The organism is Virgibacillus siamensis, from assembly GCF_039522605.1.
GTDB classification, from domain to species: Bacteria; Bacillota; Bacilli; order Bacillales; family Amphibacillaceae; genus Lentibacillus; species Lentibacillus siamensis.
On record NZ_BAAADS010000012.1, the window covers coordinates 52,974 to 69,143 of the forward strand.

Annotated in this window: 20 protein-coding genes and 1 pseudogene; 15 read left to right on the top strand and 6 right to left on the bottom strand. The window is 38.2% G+C overall.

All coding sequences use genetic code 11. The features are described 5' to 3' along the window. Positions 1-46 precede the first annotated feature (46 nt). The 4 genes and pseudogenes from ABD010_RS08380 (at position 47) to ABD010_RS08395 (ending at position 4,160) form a co-directional block, all read left to right on the top strand. Positions 47-727, top strand: coding sequence for a metal-dependent hydrolase (locus tag ABD010_RS08380; protein WP_343812025.1), 681 nt, complete (start codon positions 47-49; stop codon positions 725-727). Positions 728-1,049: 322 nt separating this feature from the next. Then, entirely contained in the window at positions 1,050-1,583 is a 534-nt protein-coding gene (locus ABD010_RS08385) for a hypothetical protein (protein ID WP_343812026.1), read from the top strand. Positions 1,584-1,640: 57 nt separating this feature from the next. Further along, positions 1,641-1,796, top strand: a pseudogene (locus ABD010_RS08390) (GNAT family N-acetyltransferase); the annotation flags it as partial. 99 nt (positions 1,797-1,895) lie between these two features. Further along, positions 1,896-4,160 (top strand): YhgE/Pip domain-containing protein, encoded by a 2,265-nt coding sequence (locus ABD010_RS08395; RefSeq protein ID WP_343812028.1) that lies wholly within the window; start codon positions 1,896-1,898, stop codon positions 4,158-4,160. A gap of 487 nt (positions 4,161-4,647) precedes the next feature. On the opposite strand, the gene ABD010_RS18350 is transcribed toward ABD010_RS08395, so the two are convergent. Together ABD010_RS18350 and ABD010_RS08400 are read right to left on the bottom strand one after the other, a co-directional pair. Further along, entirely contained in the window at positions 4,648-4,734 is an 87-nt protein-coding gene (locus ABD010_RS18350; protein WP_390351090.1) for a putative holin-like toxin, read from the bottom strand. Positions 4,735-4,880: 146 nt separating this feature from the next. Beyond that, on the bottom strand, positions 4,881-5,096 hold the full coding sequence (locus ABD010_RS08400; protein ID WP_343812030.1) for a VOC family protein: 216 nt from the start codon (positions 5,094-5,096) through the stop codon (positions 4,881-4,883). A gap of 158 nt (positions 5,097-5,254) precedes the next feature. On the opposite strand from ABD010_RS08400, the gene ABD010_RS08405 reads away from it, so the two are divergent. The 9 genes from ABD010_RS08405 (at position 5,255) to ABD010_RS08445 (ending at position 13,207) form a co-directional block, all read left to right on the top strand. After that, complete coding sequence (locus ABD010_RS08405; protein ID WP_343812032.1) at positions 5,255-5,608, top strand: HTH domain-containing protein; 354 nt, start codon at positions 5,255-5,257, stop codon at positions 5,606-5,608. Between the two features lie 129 nt (positions 5,609-5,737). Further along, the gene (locus ABD010_RS08410; protein ID WP_343812034.1) at positions 5,738-5,857 is read left to right on the top strand and encodes an SDR family NAD(P)-dependent oxidoreductase; all 120 of its coding nucleotides are present in this window, start codon (positions 5,738-5,740) and stop codon (positions 5,855-5,857) included. Continuing rightward, positions 5,835-6,500: an SDR family oxidoreductase gene (locus ABD010_RS08415; RefSeq protein ID WP_343812036.1), complete on the top strand. Its 666-nt coding sequence runs from the start codon at positions 5,835-5,837 to the stop codon at positions 6,498-6,500. Before ABD010_RS08410 ends, ABD010_RS08415 begins: the two co-directional genes overlap by 23 nt. Before the next feature lie 216 nt (positions 6,501-6,716). Then, a complete protein-coding gene (locus ABD010_RS08420; RefSeq protein ID WP_343812597.1) occupies positions 6,717-7,604 on the top strand; it encodes a GNAT family N-acetyltransferase in 888 nt (295 codons plus the stop codon). A gap of 790 nt (positions 7,605-8,394) precedes the next feature. Beyond that, entirely contained in the window at positions 8,395-9,816 is a 1,422-nt protein-coding gene (locus tag ABD010_RS08425; protein WP_343812038.1) for a VWA domain-containing protein, read from the top strand. 187 nt (positions 9,817-10,003) lie between these two features. Next, a complete protein-coding gene (locus tag ABD010_RS08430; RefSeq protein WP_343812040.1) occupies positions 10,004-10,528 on the top strand; it encodes a GNAT family N-acetyltransferase in 525 nt (174 codons plus the stop codon). A 187-nt stretch (positions 10,529-10,715) separates the two neighbouring features. Further along, on the top strand, positions 10,716-11,468 hold the full coding sequence (locus ABD010_RS08435; protein ID WP_343812042.1) for a prepilin peptidase: 753 nt from the start codon (positions 10,716-10,718) through the stop codon (positions 11,466-11,468). A 131-nt stretch (positions 11,469-11,599) separates the two neighbouring features. Continuing rightward, entirely contained in the window at positions 11,600-11,821 is a 222-nt protein-coding gene (locus ABD010_RS08440; RefSeq protein WP_343812044.1) for a hypothetical protein, read from the top strand. Between the two features lie 78 nt (positions 11,822-11,899). After that, positions 11,900-13,207, top strand: coding sequence for a DRTGG domain-containing protein (locus tag ABD010_RS08445; protein WP_343812046.1), 1,308 nt, complete (start codon positions 11,900-11,902; stop codon positions 13,205-13,207). A 48-nt stretch (positions 13,208-13,255) separates the two neighbouring features. On the opposite strand, the gene ABD010_RS08450 is transcribed toward ABD010_RS08445, so the two are convergent. Then, positions 13,256-13,561 carry a YtpI family protein gene (locus ABD010_RS08450; RefSeq protein WP_343812048.1) on the bottom strand — a complete coding sequence of 102 codons (306 nt, stop codon included), beginning with the start codon at positions 13,559-13,561 and terminating at the stop codon, positions 13,256-13,258. A 185-nt stretch (positions 13,562-13,746) separates the two neighbouring features. Between ABD010_RS08450 and ABD010_RS08455 the strand changes: the two genes are divergently transcribed. Continuing rightward, complete coding sequence (locus ABD010_RS08455; protein ID WP_343812050.1) at positions 13,747-14,694, top strand: DHH family phosphoesterase; 948 nt, start codon at positions 13,747-13,749, stop codon at positions 14,692-14,694. Between the two features lie 48 nt (positions 14,695-14,742). Here the strand turns inward: ABD010_RS08455 and ABD010_RS08460 are convergent, their stop codons facing one another. The 3 genes from ABD010_RS08460 to ytrH all read right to left on the bottom strand — a co-directional run bounded on the left by ABD010_RS08460 (position 14,743) and on the right by ytrH (position 15,956). Further along, positions 14,743-14,940: a YtzJ family protein gene (locus tag ABD010_RS08460; RefSeq protein ID WP_343812051.1), complete on the bottom strand. Its 198-nt coding sequence runs from the start codon at positions 14,938-14,940 to the stop codon at positions 14,743-14,745. A 174-nt stretch (positions 14,941-15,114) separates the two neighbouring features. Further along, complete coding sequence (gene ytrI / locus ABD010_RS08465; protein WP_343812053.1) at positions 15,115-15,624, bottom strand: sporulation membrane protein YtrI; 510 nt, start codon at positions 15,622-15,624, stop codon at positions 15,115-15,117. Further along, positions 15,624-15,956 (bottom strand): sporulation membrane protein YtrH, encoded by a 333-nt coding sequence (gene ytrH, locus ABD010_RS08470; RefSeq protein WP_343812055.1) that lies wholly within the window; start codon positions 15,954-15,956, stop codon positions 15,624-15,626. Before ytrH ends, ytrI begins: the two co-directional genes overlap by 1 nt. Positions 15,957-16,018: 62 nt before the next feature. Between ytrH and ABD010_RS08475 the strand changes: the two genes are divergently transcribed. Beyond that, the gene (locus ABD010_RS08475) at positions 16,019-16,156 is read left to right on the top strand and encodes a hypothetical protein (RefSeq protein ID WP_343812057.1); all 138 of its coding nucleotides are present in this window, start codon (positions 16,019-16,021) and stop codon (positions 16,154-16,156) included. Positions 16,157-16,170 lie beyond the last annotated feature (14 nt).

A 16,170-nucleotide genomic window follows, 5' to 3' on the forward strand; every position in this document is an offset into this window, starting at 1 on the left:
TAGAATAGAGTAAAGAAGCTATAATTTTGCAGAAGGAGCGGTTAAAATGAAAGTATCTTTTCATGGACAATCTGTCGTACGAGTTGAAACAAGCAATCATATAATATTAATCGATCCGTTTATTTCGGGGAATGAACAGTGTGATTTAGATGCAGAATCGATAAAAGCTGATGTGATTCTGCTGACACATGGTCACAACGATCATGTCGGGGACACCTTTGATATTGCCAAACGGAATGATGCATTGGTCGTTGCACCGAATGAACTCGCCGAATATTTTGGCGGAAAAGGGTTGAATACTCATCCAATGCATATCGGTGGTGCACATGAATTTGAATTTGGCAAGGTTAAGTTGACTCAGGCTTTTCACGGATCTTCTTATACAGAGGAAGACGGCACGGTCATTTATGCTGGTATGCCTTCAGGAATATTATTAACTGTAGAAGGAAAAACCATTTATCATGCAGGTGATACTGCATTGTTTAGCGATCTCAAGCTTATTGGGGAAATGAATGATATAGGGCTTGCCTTTCTGCCAATTGGTGATAACTTTACAATGGGGCCGGAAGATGCCCTCGTGGCAGCAGAATGGGTTAATGCGAAAACAGTTGTGCCGATGCACTACAACACATTTCCACTCATCGAACAGGATGCGGATGATTTTGCCGCAAAAGTAAAACCCGGTAAAGGACTTGCTATGAAAATAGGGGATACAATTGATCTTTAAAACGGAATGAAGAGTTGAAAATGAAAATGTGGGCTTTTACACAATGGGTTTTGTTTAATATTGCAAACATTTAAATGAAGGCTAAAATGACTACCAAAATGCGCGTTAATTTGGTGGTCATTTTTATGATGGAATTATGTAATTATTTTATTTGTTATTTAATTACATAACATCATATGGAATTCAGAATATATGGTAAAATGAATGTGGAGTTTGTTTGTGATTTTCTTAAATTTATGAGGTCAGTTTGTATGATGTTTAGCCATACGATCAGGTCATTTAATTGAATAATACATATATATCTGTACAAGGAGGAATGACCTTGAAAAACAAAAAACAAGTTTGGTTCGTTATAGGTATGTTGATGTTGGTAATCATTTCTGGGATTATATTCGTTTATCATCAGTCGAAAACGACTACTTTCGAAAAGGTTTTAACAAATATAATATCAAAAGAGGAGAATATCAAAGAAGTTACCATTCGACGTTGCAACATAGAGGAAAATGCTGAAAACGATAAAGTAATGACTATTAGTAATAAGAATGAACTAACAAAATTCTTTGAACAACCTTCAGATATGAAATTAAAAAGAACGTCTGAATCTAATAATAATCATCATTATATTATAGATATGAAAACCGGCGAAGTGAGTTATATGGTTATTATTAATGATAATGGTACCTTAGTTACTTACGGGGAAAAACCAATTCGAACAAATAAACATCAATATGAAATAACAGGTCCCAACAAACTTGTTGAGACGATAAAATCCAATGAAAATAAATGGGAATTAATAGAAAAGGATACTGGAACACTGGAGTCTGGAAGTTTATATAAATTTTGTTCGAATTCTTAGGGTGCTAATCTTTAAAGGAGCCCCTGGACTTACTCTCTAAATAAGCACAAGAATTATCAGAGACAAGTAATAGCAACAGCATTAGTTAATAAACTTGAGTTCGAAGTGATACATAGAGGACCTTCCACAATTAATACAGAGGCAAGTTTAACAGCCAAACCATTCTTTGAACATCGCGGGTATCAGACAATAGTATCCCAAACTGGTATGTAATGGGATTACCCAACTACCATCCTTTTTACTTTTTCACATTACCCTGTTATAATATGTAATTGTTGACAAACAGTAAATATTTGGATAAGGAAGACAGGTATGAAAAATATTTGGAAAATCTTTTCAAAAGATATGAAAAACATCTCAAAAAACTGGGTAGCAGCAATTTTGATTGGCGGACTCGTGATTTTGCCTTCCTTGTATGCGTGGTTCAATATAAAGGCATCGTGGGATCCATACGGGCAGACTGGTCAGATTCCGATTGGTATCGTGAATGAAGATAGTGGGGCGGAAGTGCGTGATAAGCCGATAAATGCCGGTAATGAGCTCGTGAAGGAATTGAAGAAGAACGACACCATGGAATGGCATTTTAATGACCGGGAAACGGCAATGGATAAAGTACGTTATGGTGATTATTATGCGGTGATTATTATCCCTGAGAATTTTTCAAAACATTTGGCAACGGTTGTGAGTGACCATCCGAAGAAAGCCAGTGTTAAATACTATGTAAACGAAAAAATAAATGCCATTGCACCAAAAATCACCGATAAAGGTGCTAGTGTTATTGTCAAAAAGATCAGCAACAGCTTTGTCTCGACAGTGAATGGTGTTATTTTTGATATGTTTAACAAGCTAGGAATTGAATTGGAAAAAGATCTTTCGGACATTAAAAAATTTGAAGAGTATGTGTTCAAATTAGAGGAAGATTTGCCGAAGATTCATGAGCTGATGACAGAATCCCTGGATGATGCCAATCACGCACAATCGCTTATGAATCAAGCACAAGGGATTATTCCCAAAGCAAAAAATGTTACCGGAAGCGGGCTTGAGACGATTAATGATACAGCTTCAATGCTGAATAAGGCCGAGAATCGCCTGAATGAATTGTCACCAAAGATAAAAAAGGATTTGAAAAAGGCCCAATCAACAGCAAAGGATATTAACAGTTTTATTGATGAAGTCAGGAATGTGCCGATTGATTTCAGCAAAGGTGACAAACTTCAAAAGCGGATTGATCAGCGTGTTACAGATGCGATTAACCGAATTTCTGCGGTGGAAGGTGCGTTGAAACAAGTACAAAACATGGGTGATCAGTCGGGCGAATCCGGCGATAACAATAATGAGCCAAACCAGAACGCTGGTGGTGCTGCAAATGATGGGGCTAATGATACGGAAGGATCCGATCCGGGCACGAATCAAAAACAGCAGCAGATAATAAATGATGCGATAAAGCGCCTGAAGACAATTAAAGAAGCCCTTCAGGAGGCACAGGTCAATGCCGGGAGTTTGGATAAGTTTTTGAAAGAGAAACAAAAGGATGTTGACAGCATACTTGCCAATTTGGAAGAGCTGTCGACGAATACATCCAATCGCATTGGCGACTTTTTGAAAGAATACAACCAAAATATTGAACCGGCTGTAATGAATAAAATCAACAGTGCACAAACAACGCTTTCTGAAGCAAAATCGATTTTGACCGGTATCCAGTCAACGATACCTGAAATTGAAAAGATGTTGGGTCGAACGGAAGGGAATCTGCAGGAGGGCAGGGATGTTCTCGAATATATGCTGAATGAATATCCTTATGTTCATGATAAAGTGAACCAGCTTGCAGATAAGATACGGAGTATTCAAGGAGAGACTGACATCGGTGAAATTATCAAGCTCCTTAAAAACAATCCCGATGCAGAACGTAGCTTTTTTGAAGAACCTGTTCAGTTAAACAAAAATCAACTGTTCCCAATTCCAAATTATGGTTCTGGCATGACGCCTTTCTACACTGTTTTGGCGATATGGGTCGGTGCTTTGCTGCTTATTTCATTGCTGGCGGCAGAAGTGCACCATGCAGAATGGGATCCGACTGTAAGGGAAATTTATTTTGGAAAGATGTTAACTTTTATCATAATAGGCTTACTGCAGACATTCATTATAACACTTGGTGACTTGTTCCTTATTGATACGTATGCGGTCCATCCGGTCTGGTTTATCATATTTGGGCTGTTTATCAGCTTAGTTTTCATGGTGATGGTGTATACGCTTGTTTCAGTTTTTGGCGATGTCGGGAAAGCAATGGCGATTATCCTACTCGTCCTGCAGATTGCCGGATCTGGCGGAACCTATCCAATCGTACTGTTGCCGGAGTTTTTTCAATTTATTAATCCGTTTCTTCCATTTACCTATGGCATTGACTTGATGCGGGAGGCTGTAGGTGGTATTGTCTGGAAGCGCGTTAATTATGATTTGCTTGTTTTATCCTTATTTGGAGTGGCATTCATTCTGTTTGGTGCTATTTTTAAAGGGGTAATCAATGATAAAAAGGATAAACTTATGAAAAAGTCGAAGGAATCTGGCTTATTTCATTAAAAGTGTTTGGGAAACCAATTTTGTAAAGCACGAATAATAAATGTAATTTTAAGCAGCGGGTCTGTTTCCCGTTGCTTTTGTAAATTGGAAGAATGGGGGTACATATTATCGATACCACCGCTGGAACACGCTGGCCCCCAAAAGTTTGCAGTTATTTAAATTGGCATGACTTTATAATGTATTCACATCACCAGGGATTACCCTCGGTTTAAATCGCATATAAGAGCCAAGTTGAGAATGTTCATTTGAAGTAGTTAGAAAAAAGGCAAAATTAATCTATACTCATCTTCTCAATTTGGATATTAATGATAATGTGTACAAACATTGATTTCGTGGTATAATTAACATAGAAAGATAATAAGTGCATACACTAATAAAGACCGCCCATGCTGATACATGGAACGGTCATAATAGACTGAACCCCGACAAGAGGGGTTGGCAGCTTGGGAAAATAATCCCTCACTTACCTGCTAAAGTGCATGAGGGGTTATTTTTTATGGTTATTATCAGAAACGATAAACGCTACTAACATCCCAAAGGATATCATAAGCGTTAGCGCACTAACAGTGTCCATAGGCTACACCCCCCTCCACGGGAAGTCTCCCACTGAAGACTACCGACGAGCGAAAGTGCTGCCAAACCCCTCATGCGAAGCCAGCCTATTGTATTTTATTATAACATATTGCTATCATTACTTTAATGATCAGGTCATTTTTGTTTTTACTTAAACAGTTTAAATTTTAAAATAAATAGCGAAAACTTAATGCAGGACTCCATAATCATGTTTTTTTCTTCTTCCGATAACGGAGCATTGGGATCTTCACCATAAGCCCCAAATTTCACTTTCTTTACGTTTGTCGCTTGTAATGCTTGGTCATAAAAGGTTAACGCCTCTTCTGTATTCCCTCCAAATTGTAAATAAGGAATAGCTTTCATTTTCTAATTCCTCCTAATAAAAAATTAATTGTTTACTCCATTATGCGCGCTCTTACTCAAAATTTTAAGGCGATCTGTTCAAAGCTCTCCCCTCCTTTTCATATTTAAAGTATAATAGAGCATAGGTGACACATGTATGTCGTATATGGGAGGGTAATATGAAAAAAGTTGAGCGATTGATCTCGATTGTTATGATCTTGTTACAAAAAGAAGTGGTTTCGGCATCCGAATTCAGTCGACTTTTCCATGTAACAAAACGTACGATTCAGCGTGATATGGAACCATTAGGTTTTGCAAATAAGCGATTATTAAAACATAAGGATATTGAAAATATACTCGTCGCTTTAGGTGGCTTTGAGCAACTGATTAAGGATCAAGAAATTCAAGCAACGATCCAGAAAATCAAAGGAATGACTGGCGAAGATATTTCTCCAAAACTTGATCAGACGAGTTTCAATATCTTGATCTATTGTAAAAGATTCAGGCCGCAAAGTGTCTCTTTTTCAAATTGAAGGTAATTTACTTAGTGAATTAGTCAAACTCCTTTTTGCATTTTATTGGGGCGTTCCAATTCTGGATGAATGAATATAGGTGTACAATAGTGATGTTAGCTTATAATCATTGGAAGGAGAGATACATGAATGGGTCGACTTGAAAATAAAGTAGCGCTAATTACTGGAAGTGGAAGCGGAATCGGGAAAAAAATTGCCTCCGCATATGCAAAAGAAGGAGCAAAGGTTGTTATTGCAGACTTTTGCTGAGAAAGCGATGAATAATACTGTAACGGAACTAACAGATGCTGGTTATAAAGCTATCGGCGTGAAAGCGAATGTTGCTGTCAACGCTGAAGTAGAGCATATGATTGACCAGGCGATTGAAAAGTTTGGACGGGTGGATATTCTAGTAAACAATGCTGGGGTCGGTGATAATATGCAATCGGCTGCCAATGTTCAAGATGATACATGGAATCGGGTCATGAGTATCAACTTGAGTGGTGTTATGTATACCATACGAAAAATAATTCCTCACTTTCAGGACATTGGTGGAGGAACAATTGTTAATATGGCATCCATTACAGGTCTTACCGGTGGTCGTGGTGGACTAGCATATACAGCAGTCAAACATGCCGTGGTTGGAATGACAAAAAACGTAGCATCACATTATGGACCCCATAATATTCGTTGTAACGCTATTGCTCCAGCACAAGTGCAAACCGGATTTGCCTCATCGATGGAAAATACTGACTCATTTGGTATGGAAGCTGCCACACGCGGAACAAATTTAATGCCTAAGTCTGGAACAGTGGATGACATTGCCAATATCGCACTATTTTTTGCAACCGAAGATTCCGCCTATGTCAACGGTGCCACATTGGCTGCCGATGCCGGATGGAGTGCTTATTAAGGAAAAAGTTTTATCACTGATGAAGGGGACCGCCTATTCCAATCGGTTTCCTTTTCAGTATCTTTGCCTTGGTGGACGATAAGCCTAAACAATACATACAGTGAATAATAGTTTTAAGCGATTGGGCGCCTATCTGGAATAAGAATAGACATCTTATCTTGCGGAAATAGGTCAGATTGGTGAATAAAGTTGGGAGGTGCATTAAGTTTGACTACAATGAAACATTTTCCTGAATTAAGTGTTGTCGCAGACTTTATTGCACAAATGAACTCACTTCAAGAGAACCATATCGGTTATTGTGGAAATAAAGCAGATGAAATACTTAGTACATTGGAAGAAGACTTTACGGATGTGCCAGCAAGGGATGCATTTGTGTTAGCGATGGAAAACAATAAGGTCGTTGGAGTTTGTGGATTTGATGCTGATTTTGAACGGAGAAGTGCAGAAATTTGGGGTCCTTTTGTAGACAAAGGAAGTGCATTTCAAGTATCGAACTTGTTATGGAAAGCACTTAATAAAAAGATCCCAAATGTTATACAAACTGTATCGTTATTTCCTGACAATCATAATAAAATGGCATTAAACTTTGCTACTGCATTAGGATTTAGTTCAGTTAGCGAGCACGCAATATTGACATGCACAAAACGTTCCTTAAAGGGTTACCTAAAGAAAATGAGCGATGATAATGTTAGTAGGTTATCGGAGTCCCATTATAATTCGTTCGTTAAATTACATGATCAAATTTTTCCGGATACATATCTATCGGGGAAAGAAATGCTTGAAGGTTTGGATGAAGAAGCCACAGTTTTTGGGGTAGTTAATAACGGAAACTTGCTGGGATATGTTTATGCAGAAGCTGATCCTAATTTTGGGGAGGGCAGTATTGAATTTTTTGTTGTTGACGCATTGGCACAGGGCAAGGGAGTAGGTTCTGCACTTTTAGCAAAAGGACTGCAATGGTTGTTCTCGTTCCCATCTGTTAACGAAACTACCCTTTGTGTTCGTTCTGATAACTTAAAGGCTATTCATCTATATAAGAAAGTCGGTTTCCAGGTTTACCATGAGCTTACATTGTTTGAGAAAAATATAGATGGCAGGACATGACTGTTCTTCAGCTAAAGGACACTTTCTTTGAATAAAAAGCATTAATGTAAAGAGGGCTGGTAAACAATGAATTTTATGTTTTTAATTTTAATTTTTATTGGTATCTTTCTTGTATTTGATGCAATACGGAAAGTTAACAATAACATACTTGAACAGACTGAAGAACTAAAAAGAATACGTGAAGAATTGATGAAAAACAATAAAGAGTAGGCTATTTTTCTTCAGTAATACCAGATGCTTATAATAGGATGTTTGTCAGGAACAAGGGTACATCCTACATGGTTTATGTTAAAATAGGTAGTAATAAATCATGATTTGGAGAGATATATGATGATATTGCAAACGATTTTTATCTTCATACTAACATTTGCAGTCTTGGGGATTATTAGTTTTATCTTAAACACTTATTTTCCCAATAGGGCAAGAAGCACAAAAACTGGCGGTTTCATAATTTATCTTTCACAAAGCATAGCTATCACTATTCTTTTTATTTGGTTTATATAGTTGTATTGGGGGCAAAAAGATAATGAGGCTTGGTATCGTCAACGGAAGAAAAGAAAAAATGGTTAAAAAGTAAAGATTTGCAGCATTTGAATATGCAAAGGAATCATACAGTAAGGGAGCAGTTGTTAATTCAACTGTGCACGGTAAAGACGAACGGGCGCCTATCCGAAAGAAAGACTGAAAATAATTTCGATTTTTGCCAAAAAATCAATACCAGTTGGATGGATTGCGTTTAAGTATAGTTTAGCTTGACGGGCCAATTGAAATAAAAGGGGAAATTATTAACATGCGACAAGTCAGGATAATCACAATTATATTAATATTACTACTGTTACTCGTTAGTTGTAGTAATGATTCAAATGGAGATACTTCCGCATCAGATAAATTTGGAGAAAATAAACAAACAGAAAAAAAGAATGCCAAAGAAGCTGAAGCTGATAATGTAGCTGACCAAACAGAAAAGGTTCAGGGGTCTGAAACCAATGCTTTTTTGAAAACTTTGCCAGAGGTTCCTACTGATACTGCAGGGTTCATTCATCAAAAACAAGGCATATATGCGTCAAAGGATCTTAAAAACAATACGGTAGAAAAGAAAGTTATTAAAGATTTGAAAAGATTGGAACCCCTATCCAAGAATGCAACTGGTGAACAATTAAATAATTATTTTCAATACTTTTATAAGCTAGTTTCGCATGATTTTCCAAACCCAAAAGATTTAATTAAAAAATGGCAATTTCTTAACTTTGGAAATCCGGAATTGCCTGATTCGCGGTTTCAATTTAAACAAAACTATAATATTGAAATCATATTGGATTCTAGTGGAAGTATGGCAGCTATTTCTGGTGGAAAAACCCGTATGGAGTTAGCTAAAGAATCTATTAACAATTTTTTATCAAAGGTACCTGAAAAAGCAAACGTATCGTTGCGCATCTATGGTCATAAAGGATCTGGAGCTGAATCGGATAAGAAAATGTCTTGTAGTGCAATAGAACAAGTATATGGTTTTGCCCCATATAATAAGCAAAAGTTTCAAAAGGCATTGAATAAATTTGAACCTAAAGGCTGGACTCCTATCGCTTCAGCCCTAAAACAATCTATGAAATCCATGAAGGAATATGATTCTAAGAATAATACAAATTTAATCTATCTTGTTAGTGATGGTATTGGAACTTGCGGCGGAGATCCTGTTAAAGTTGCAAAATCGTTTTCTAAGTCCAATGCTAAACCAATTATTAATATTATTGGTTTTCAAACCGATGCAAAGGCCCAGAAACAATTAGAAAAAATGGCAAAGGCGTCAAATGGAATTTATACAACAGTAAACAATCAAGATGAGTTAGAATCTGAATTTGATAATGCTCAGGAAACATTGGATGCTTGGGAGGAATGGAAGCAAAAGGCTTTGTCTGAAGCTGAAGGTGCTGCACCTTCACATAGTGTTGACATTATGAATCATATAGGGGATTGGACCAGTCTAAATTTATCTCAGTGGAGTCATCTCTATAAAGTGATTAATATAGCTCACCAAGCGGGAATTATTACAACCGAGCAAATGGAGAAACTTCAGGAAAAGGCTAAAAAAGTAGAAGATGATGTAAAAAAATCAGTATCTGAGATTAAACTGGATTTAAAGGGTATTAGTACGGAAACGATTAAAAAGTTAAAACAGGAAATTAACAAAAAGTACAATAAACAAACCCAGAATTAAATTGTAATTATAAATGGGATTCAGATTATGTTTTTTAGTTAATAACTGTCAATACTTTTTGCAATATAATCCAACTTGTTAAAAAATAAAGGGATGGGGCGGCCTGTATAAATGGATTCTTTAAATATTTTTGAAATGATTGTTATTTGATGATTGTTAATCAAATCTTATTATAGGGGGGATATGGATGGCAGGTAATAATGGTATAAGCATTATTCGAACGGTGGAACTGGAAGATGCCGGGGCAATTGTAAATATTATGAACGCCGTTATCGCTGAAGGTGAATATTTAATAACAACCCCCGCAGAGTATAACAAAACGCCGGAAGAACAAAGGGAATCGATACATAACATATTAGAAAATGAAAGAGAAACCTTACTTGTTGCAGAGGTAAATGGGAACGTAGTTGGGTATATCGTATTTTTTTCACAAACCAGGAAGAGAATGTCCCACACTGGTTCTGCTGGGATGATGGTTAATAAAGATTTTAGAGAAATGGGAATCGGTAAAAAGCTAATGGAAGCATTATTATCCTGGGCAAAGAATAACCCTTTAATAGAAAAGGTAAGCTTAGGTGTATTTTCAAATAATCACAGAGCGAAAGCGCTATACAAAAGTTTGGGGTTTATTGAAGAAGGACGAAAATTTAGGGAGTTTAAGATGGATGAGAATGAATATGTAGACGATATACTTCTTTATAAGTTGGTTTAAAGTATCGAACGCATTCCTAGTTAGATCCACGACTAAATACCCGTTATTAATCTTCAAACAGACCTTTTCTTCTTACAGCAAGCGAGTCTCCGCGTTCTTTTTAGTATTTGAGAATCAAATTATCCAAAACAGTAAAGCGGTGCTATAATAAAGATGGTTACGATTGTAAAAATAAGGAGCTTTGGTCATGGAAATTGTATTTATTCTGTTCTTCTTTCTGGTTGGGACTATATTGGGATCTTTTTTCAATGTGGCTGGACTGCGGGTACCAAAGAAAGAACCCTTTGTCGCTGGCCGATCTTATTGCCCAAAGTGCCGCCAAACGATTTTCTGGTACGATCTTATTCCGGTGTTATCTTTTCTTTACTTGCGCGGAAGATGCCGCCATTGCAAAACCCGGATTTCATTTGTTTATCCAGCGGTTGAATTGGCGACAGGACTTCTTTTTTCCTTCAGTTACATAAAAATCGGTCTGAGTGCTGAACTGATTATTGCTTTGGCACTCGTTTCGATGCTGATAATTATTTTTGTTTCAGATCTGCATTATATGTTGATTCCAAATCGTATTCTGCTTTTCTTTTCACCCATTTTTATCGTATTGCGCATTGTTCAGCCGCTTCATCCGTGGTGGGATTCTGTTGCAGGCGGGCTGATAGCTGGAGTGCTGCTTGCTGTGATTATTATCATCAGCAGAGGCGGAATGGGCGGTGGTGATATGAAATTATTTGCCCTTTTGGGAATTGTATTTGGAACCGAAAAAGTACTGCTGGCTTTTTTTCTGGCAACGCTGATCGGGGCACTTTTCGGCGGGATATTGCTGCTTTTTAAAATTGTGGGAAGAAAGCAGGAAGTACCGTTTGGACCTTATATCATTGTTGGAGCATTGCTGGCGTATTTTTACGGGAACGAAATGATTACATGGTACTTTAATTTGGTTTAGACAGTATGACCGCGCATTTCTGTTCTGAATTAAAATGTTTCTTCATATTTTAATAAAAGGCTGTTTTACATTACGGTTATAAAGCAATACCTGTTTTAACAGTCAATTAAAACAGAAATGGAGGCGGTTTTGTGCGTAATTATGCAATATTGCGATTATTGCTGGCAGGCTTTCTGTTATATTTTGCATGGCCATTAATACCGGGGGCGGAGACACAGCTGGAAGCAATTTTCTGGGGAGGCTGGCTGTTTTTTCTGCTTCTGATCGTTGGGTCAAACTTTGCTACACTATTGCAAATGACCAGTCCGCCGGCTATGGAACAGGGGAAGATGAAACAGCGGCAAAACGCTTAAGCATTGAGTTTTCTCTGTATCAACTGTATAATAATTAATATATAAATGACTAGTACAGTTGAAAGTCGGTGAACGGAAATGGCGACAAAACATGAACAGATTTTGCAGCATATTTTAACGTTGGAGATTGGGCATAAAATATCGGTCCGCCAGATTGCCAAAGTTTTAAATGTAAGTGAAGGTACAGCCTACCGAGCGATTAAAGAAGCTGAAAATCAGGGGATTGTCAGTACGATAGAGCGTGTTGGAACAATCCGGATTGAGCGGAAGAAGAAGGAGAATTTTGAACGGCTTACTTTTGCTGAAGTAATCAATATTGTCGATGGACAAGTGTTGGGTGGACGGAAAGGTCTGCATAAGACACTGAATAAATTTGTGATTGGTGCAATGCAGCTGGATGCGATGATGCGTTATACCGAAGCAGGATCGCTCCTGATTGTCGGGAACCGGGTGAAGGCTCATCAATTGGCAATCAGCGAAGGCGCAGCTGTATTAATTACTGGCGGATTTGATGCAACGGATGAGATTAAAAAACTTGCTGACGACAAAGAACTGCCGCTGATGTCAACCAGTTACGATACGTTTACGGTCGCGGCAATGATCAATCGGGCTATTTATGATCAGCTGATCAAAAAGGAAATTGTATTTGTTGGGGATATCTATACACCGTATAATAAATCATTCTACATGTATACGAAAGAACGGCTGCACCGCTGGTATGAATTGAATGAGCAATCAGAGCATACCAGATTTCCGGTTGTTGATGAAAAGGAACGGATTATTGGTATGATAACTTCAAAAGATGTAATCGGAAAAGATGAATCGCTACCAGTTGATAAGGTGATGACCAAAAATCCGATCGTTGTTCAGGAAAAAACATCTTTGGCATATGTTGCCCATATGATGGTTTGGGAAGGCATTGAGGTTGTGCCGGTTGCGGATGCTTCTCAAAAACTGCAGGGGATTGTCTCGAGGCAGGATGTTTTGAAGGCCTTGCAACAGGTTCAGCGTCAACCGCAAGTGGGGGAAACGATTGAAGATATTGTGTCACGTAATCTGCAAGCTGCGGGTGATGATGAGACGAGCTTTCAGGTTCAGGTTACACCGCAAATGACCAATCAGTTGGGAACATTGTCAAATGGTGTGTTTACGGCACTCATGACTGAAGCCAGCAGCAGACTCCTGCTTTATTACAAGAAGGGTGATCTGGTGGTCGAAAGTTTAACTGTTTACTTCCTGAAGCCAGTTCCGATTGAGAGTATATTGCTGATAAAACCGACCTTAATGGAGGCGGGGCGAATATACGCGAAGATTGATATAGAGGTTTATAATGGGCGGAAAATGGTTGGGAAAGGGCTGTTAATGGCGCAGTTAATCGACCGTTAGAAAGGCTTGGCTTATCGCTGGAAAGATTCTGATGAAAAAGCTGACCGATTACTGGTCAGCTTCTGTTGGATTCAATCGTTTCCATTCGTTGCGGTAATGTTTTGTTTCCTTCACACCGGTGTTCAGCTGTATGATGCCAAAAACCAAAAATACCAATCCAATCCATAATGCAATTTGTGTCTGGTAGAACAGGTATTCATTAATGGCAAAAAAGATGAGAAAGCCTCCGAGACTTACCCGTGATTTTGCGTTAAAGTAACGCTGTTTTAATCCGTCCCTTGTTTTCAGAATGGCAACTTTATAGTAAATCCAGAAAACGGCTGATAAGGTAATCAGTATAGGAAAAATAATCATTTAATCTACTCCCGTATGATCAATATGTACCCCCGTCAACTGTCAGTTATGTCCTATTCGCTTTACTGACGTTTGTGGGGTGAAACTTCCATTATTTAAAGTTTCACATTATATTGTAGCTTGTTTACGATTATTTTGCCAGACGGTGATTCCATAAATTTTGTGACAAAGATAGGAGCATACGAATGATAACCGATAACATAATTTCTGCGATTAAAAAATATGACACGATAATTATTCATCGTCATGTGCGTCCAGATCCTGATGCATATGGTTCCCAGGCTGGTTTGAAAGAAATTATCAATGCCTCGTTTCCAAACAAGCAAGTGTTTGCAGTGGGTGAGGAGGAGCCGTCATTAAATTTTTTGGCAAAAATGGATAATGTTCAGGATAAAATGTATCAGCATGCACTCGTAATTGTTTGTGACACTGCCAACGCTGCCCGTATCGCTGACCAGCGTTATGATCGTGGTGCAGAACTGATTAAAATCGACCATCATCCAAATGTGGACCAATATGGGGATACCGTTTGGGTTGACACAGCAGTAAGCTCAACCTGTGAATTGATTTATGATTTGTATTTGGATGCAAAGGATCACGGATTTCGCTTGAATGCCAAGGCTGCAATGCTCCTTTATGCCGGTATTGTTGGTGATACTGGAAGATTTTTGTTTCCTAGCACATCCAAGAAGACATTCCAGCATGCGGCAGAGCTAGTTACTTATAATTTTGATCGTTCAAGACTTTATGAAGGTATCTATAATATTCAGGACAATATTGCCAGACTGCGCGGGTACATATTGCAGCATTTTAAACTCGCGGAATCGGGAATGAGTTCGGTCAGGTTAACTCGGCAAGAACTGAAGGAGTTCCACGTGAGTCCGGCTGACTCAGGACAGCTCATTGGTGTCTTGGGTGATATCGAGGGTATAAAAGCGTGGGTGTTTTTTATTGAGGAAGATGATCAGATTCGTGTCAGGCTTAGGTCAAAAGGTCCTGTAGTTAATGATATTGCGGCAAAATATAATGGTGGTGGCCATCCAATGGCTGCGGGAGCATCGGTGAATACCTGGGAGGAAGCTGATATGGTGGTCGATGATCTGGAGAAAATTTGTGTGACGTATTCGAAATAAAATGACTAAACAACGTGCTAATTTCCATAATGGAAATTAGCACGTTATTTAACTGCTCTTTTTTTCATCCATCGGAATAAACCAGCAGCCTGAGGTTGTATTGTCCAAGTGTACATTTATATTATTCCGTTCAATCGAGCGTGTTATCAGCCGAATCATTTCCTGAGTCTCAGCATAGGCTGTTCTTCCACTAAGTAATTGTGCAATTTTTTCATCGCGTATCCGTCTTGTATTCATGATGTGCATTTAACCAGCTCCTTTCAATTAAATTTAGTCTATGAAAGTTTCTGCTGAAATGTTATTCTGTATAGTTATATTATAAATAAATTTTTTCATTTTTACTACAATATCAGTAGGATTTTCATCGAATGTTCACAATGGAATTTTAGCAGAAAGCCAGTTTTATACTTAACTGGCTAGTCACGCTGAGTCCCCGATTTCGGCTTCCGCGGTAATTTTCAATGTTTTACTGATGGTGAGTTTTTTTATTGTAAAGACGTACGTAAGTTCATCCACTGTGTATTCTTTGTTTTCCAATGATGAAATCAGAAGCTTGGCACTTTCATCAATAACCGATACTTTTTGCCCGATAATATGATTGATTTCCTCCTTCATTAAGTTCTGCAAATCATGTATAATTAGTTTATCCAGTTTTAGCTCGTCCTTGTTTTCAATGGTTATTTCAACGGAAGTGACTGTCAACGGCTCTTTTGATTTTTTATCCAGGTCCTGCTTATCCTCCAGCAGTGCTTCGTTTTGATTCTCCAGTTCCGATACTTTATCCTGTAAATCTTTATTTTCGCTCATCAATTGTTCATACATGAATCCGTGCATATAAACAAAAATAAAATAGGCGATGCAGGCACCGATAAACGCACCTGCAAAAAAACGCTGCCATGATGGTTTTTTATAGTATGGGGGAATATGCATTATCCGATATCCTCCTGAATGAGCCAGCCGAGCAGTACCATAGCTGTTTTAACTCCGCCCATGGCCGACAAAATAAGCATAATCTGTTTAAACATATCAAGTGTTGACCCATCATAAATACCTCGTTCAAAATTGGCGATGGCATCAAAGGTCCCTCCGATTGCTGCAACGATGGCCCAAATACGCAGGCTTTTTGCGATTCGGTTCATTGATGTAAATGGCGCGTCACCAGTTGCGAATGACCCCATACTTCCTATAATGGCACCACCGATAATCACACCAAACGCGATAAAAAAACAATGAATAAATTGTGCGACAAATCTTTCTTCCATTTCTACCGCCCCTTATTGTTACTGATATCATTCTATGAGACATTTGGACAGGATATGATTTGGTGCACGGTACAACATTGGCAGCTTTGAAAGTATTCAGCAACGATAGCTTTCCGCTATTAAAACCTGGTGATAAGCCAAGTTTTCCGATTACGATTAAAATGAATGCAGTGTTTCAGCTGATTAGCTATAATAAATAAAGAGAAGAGGTTGG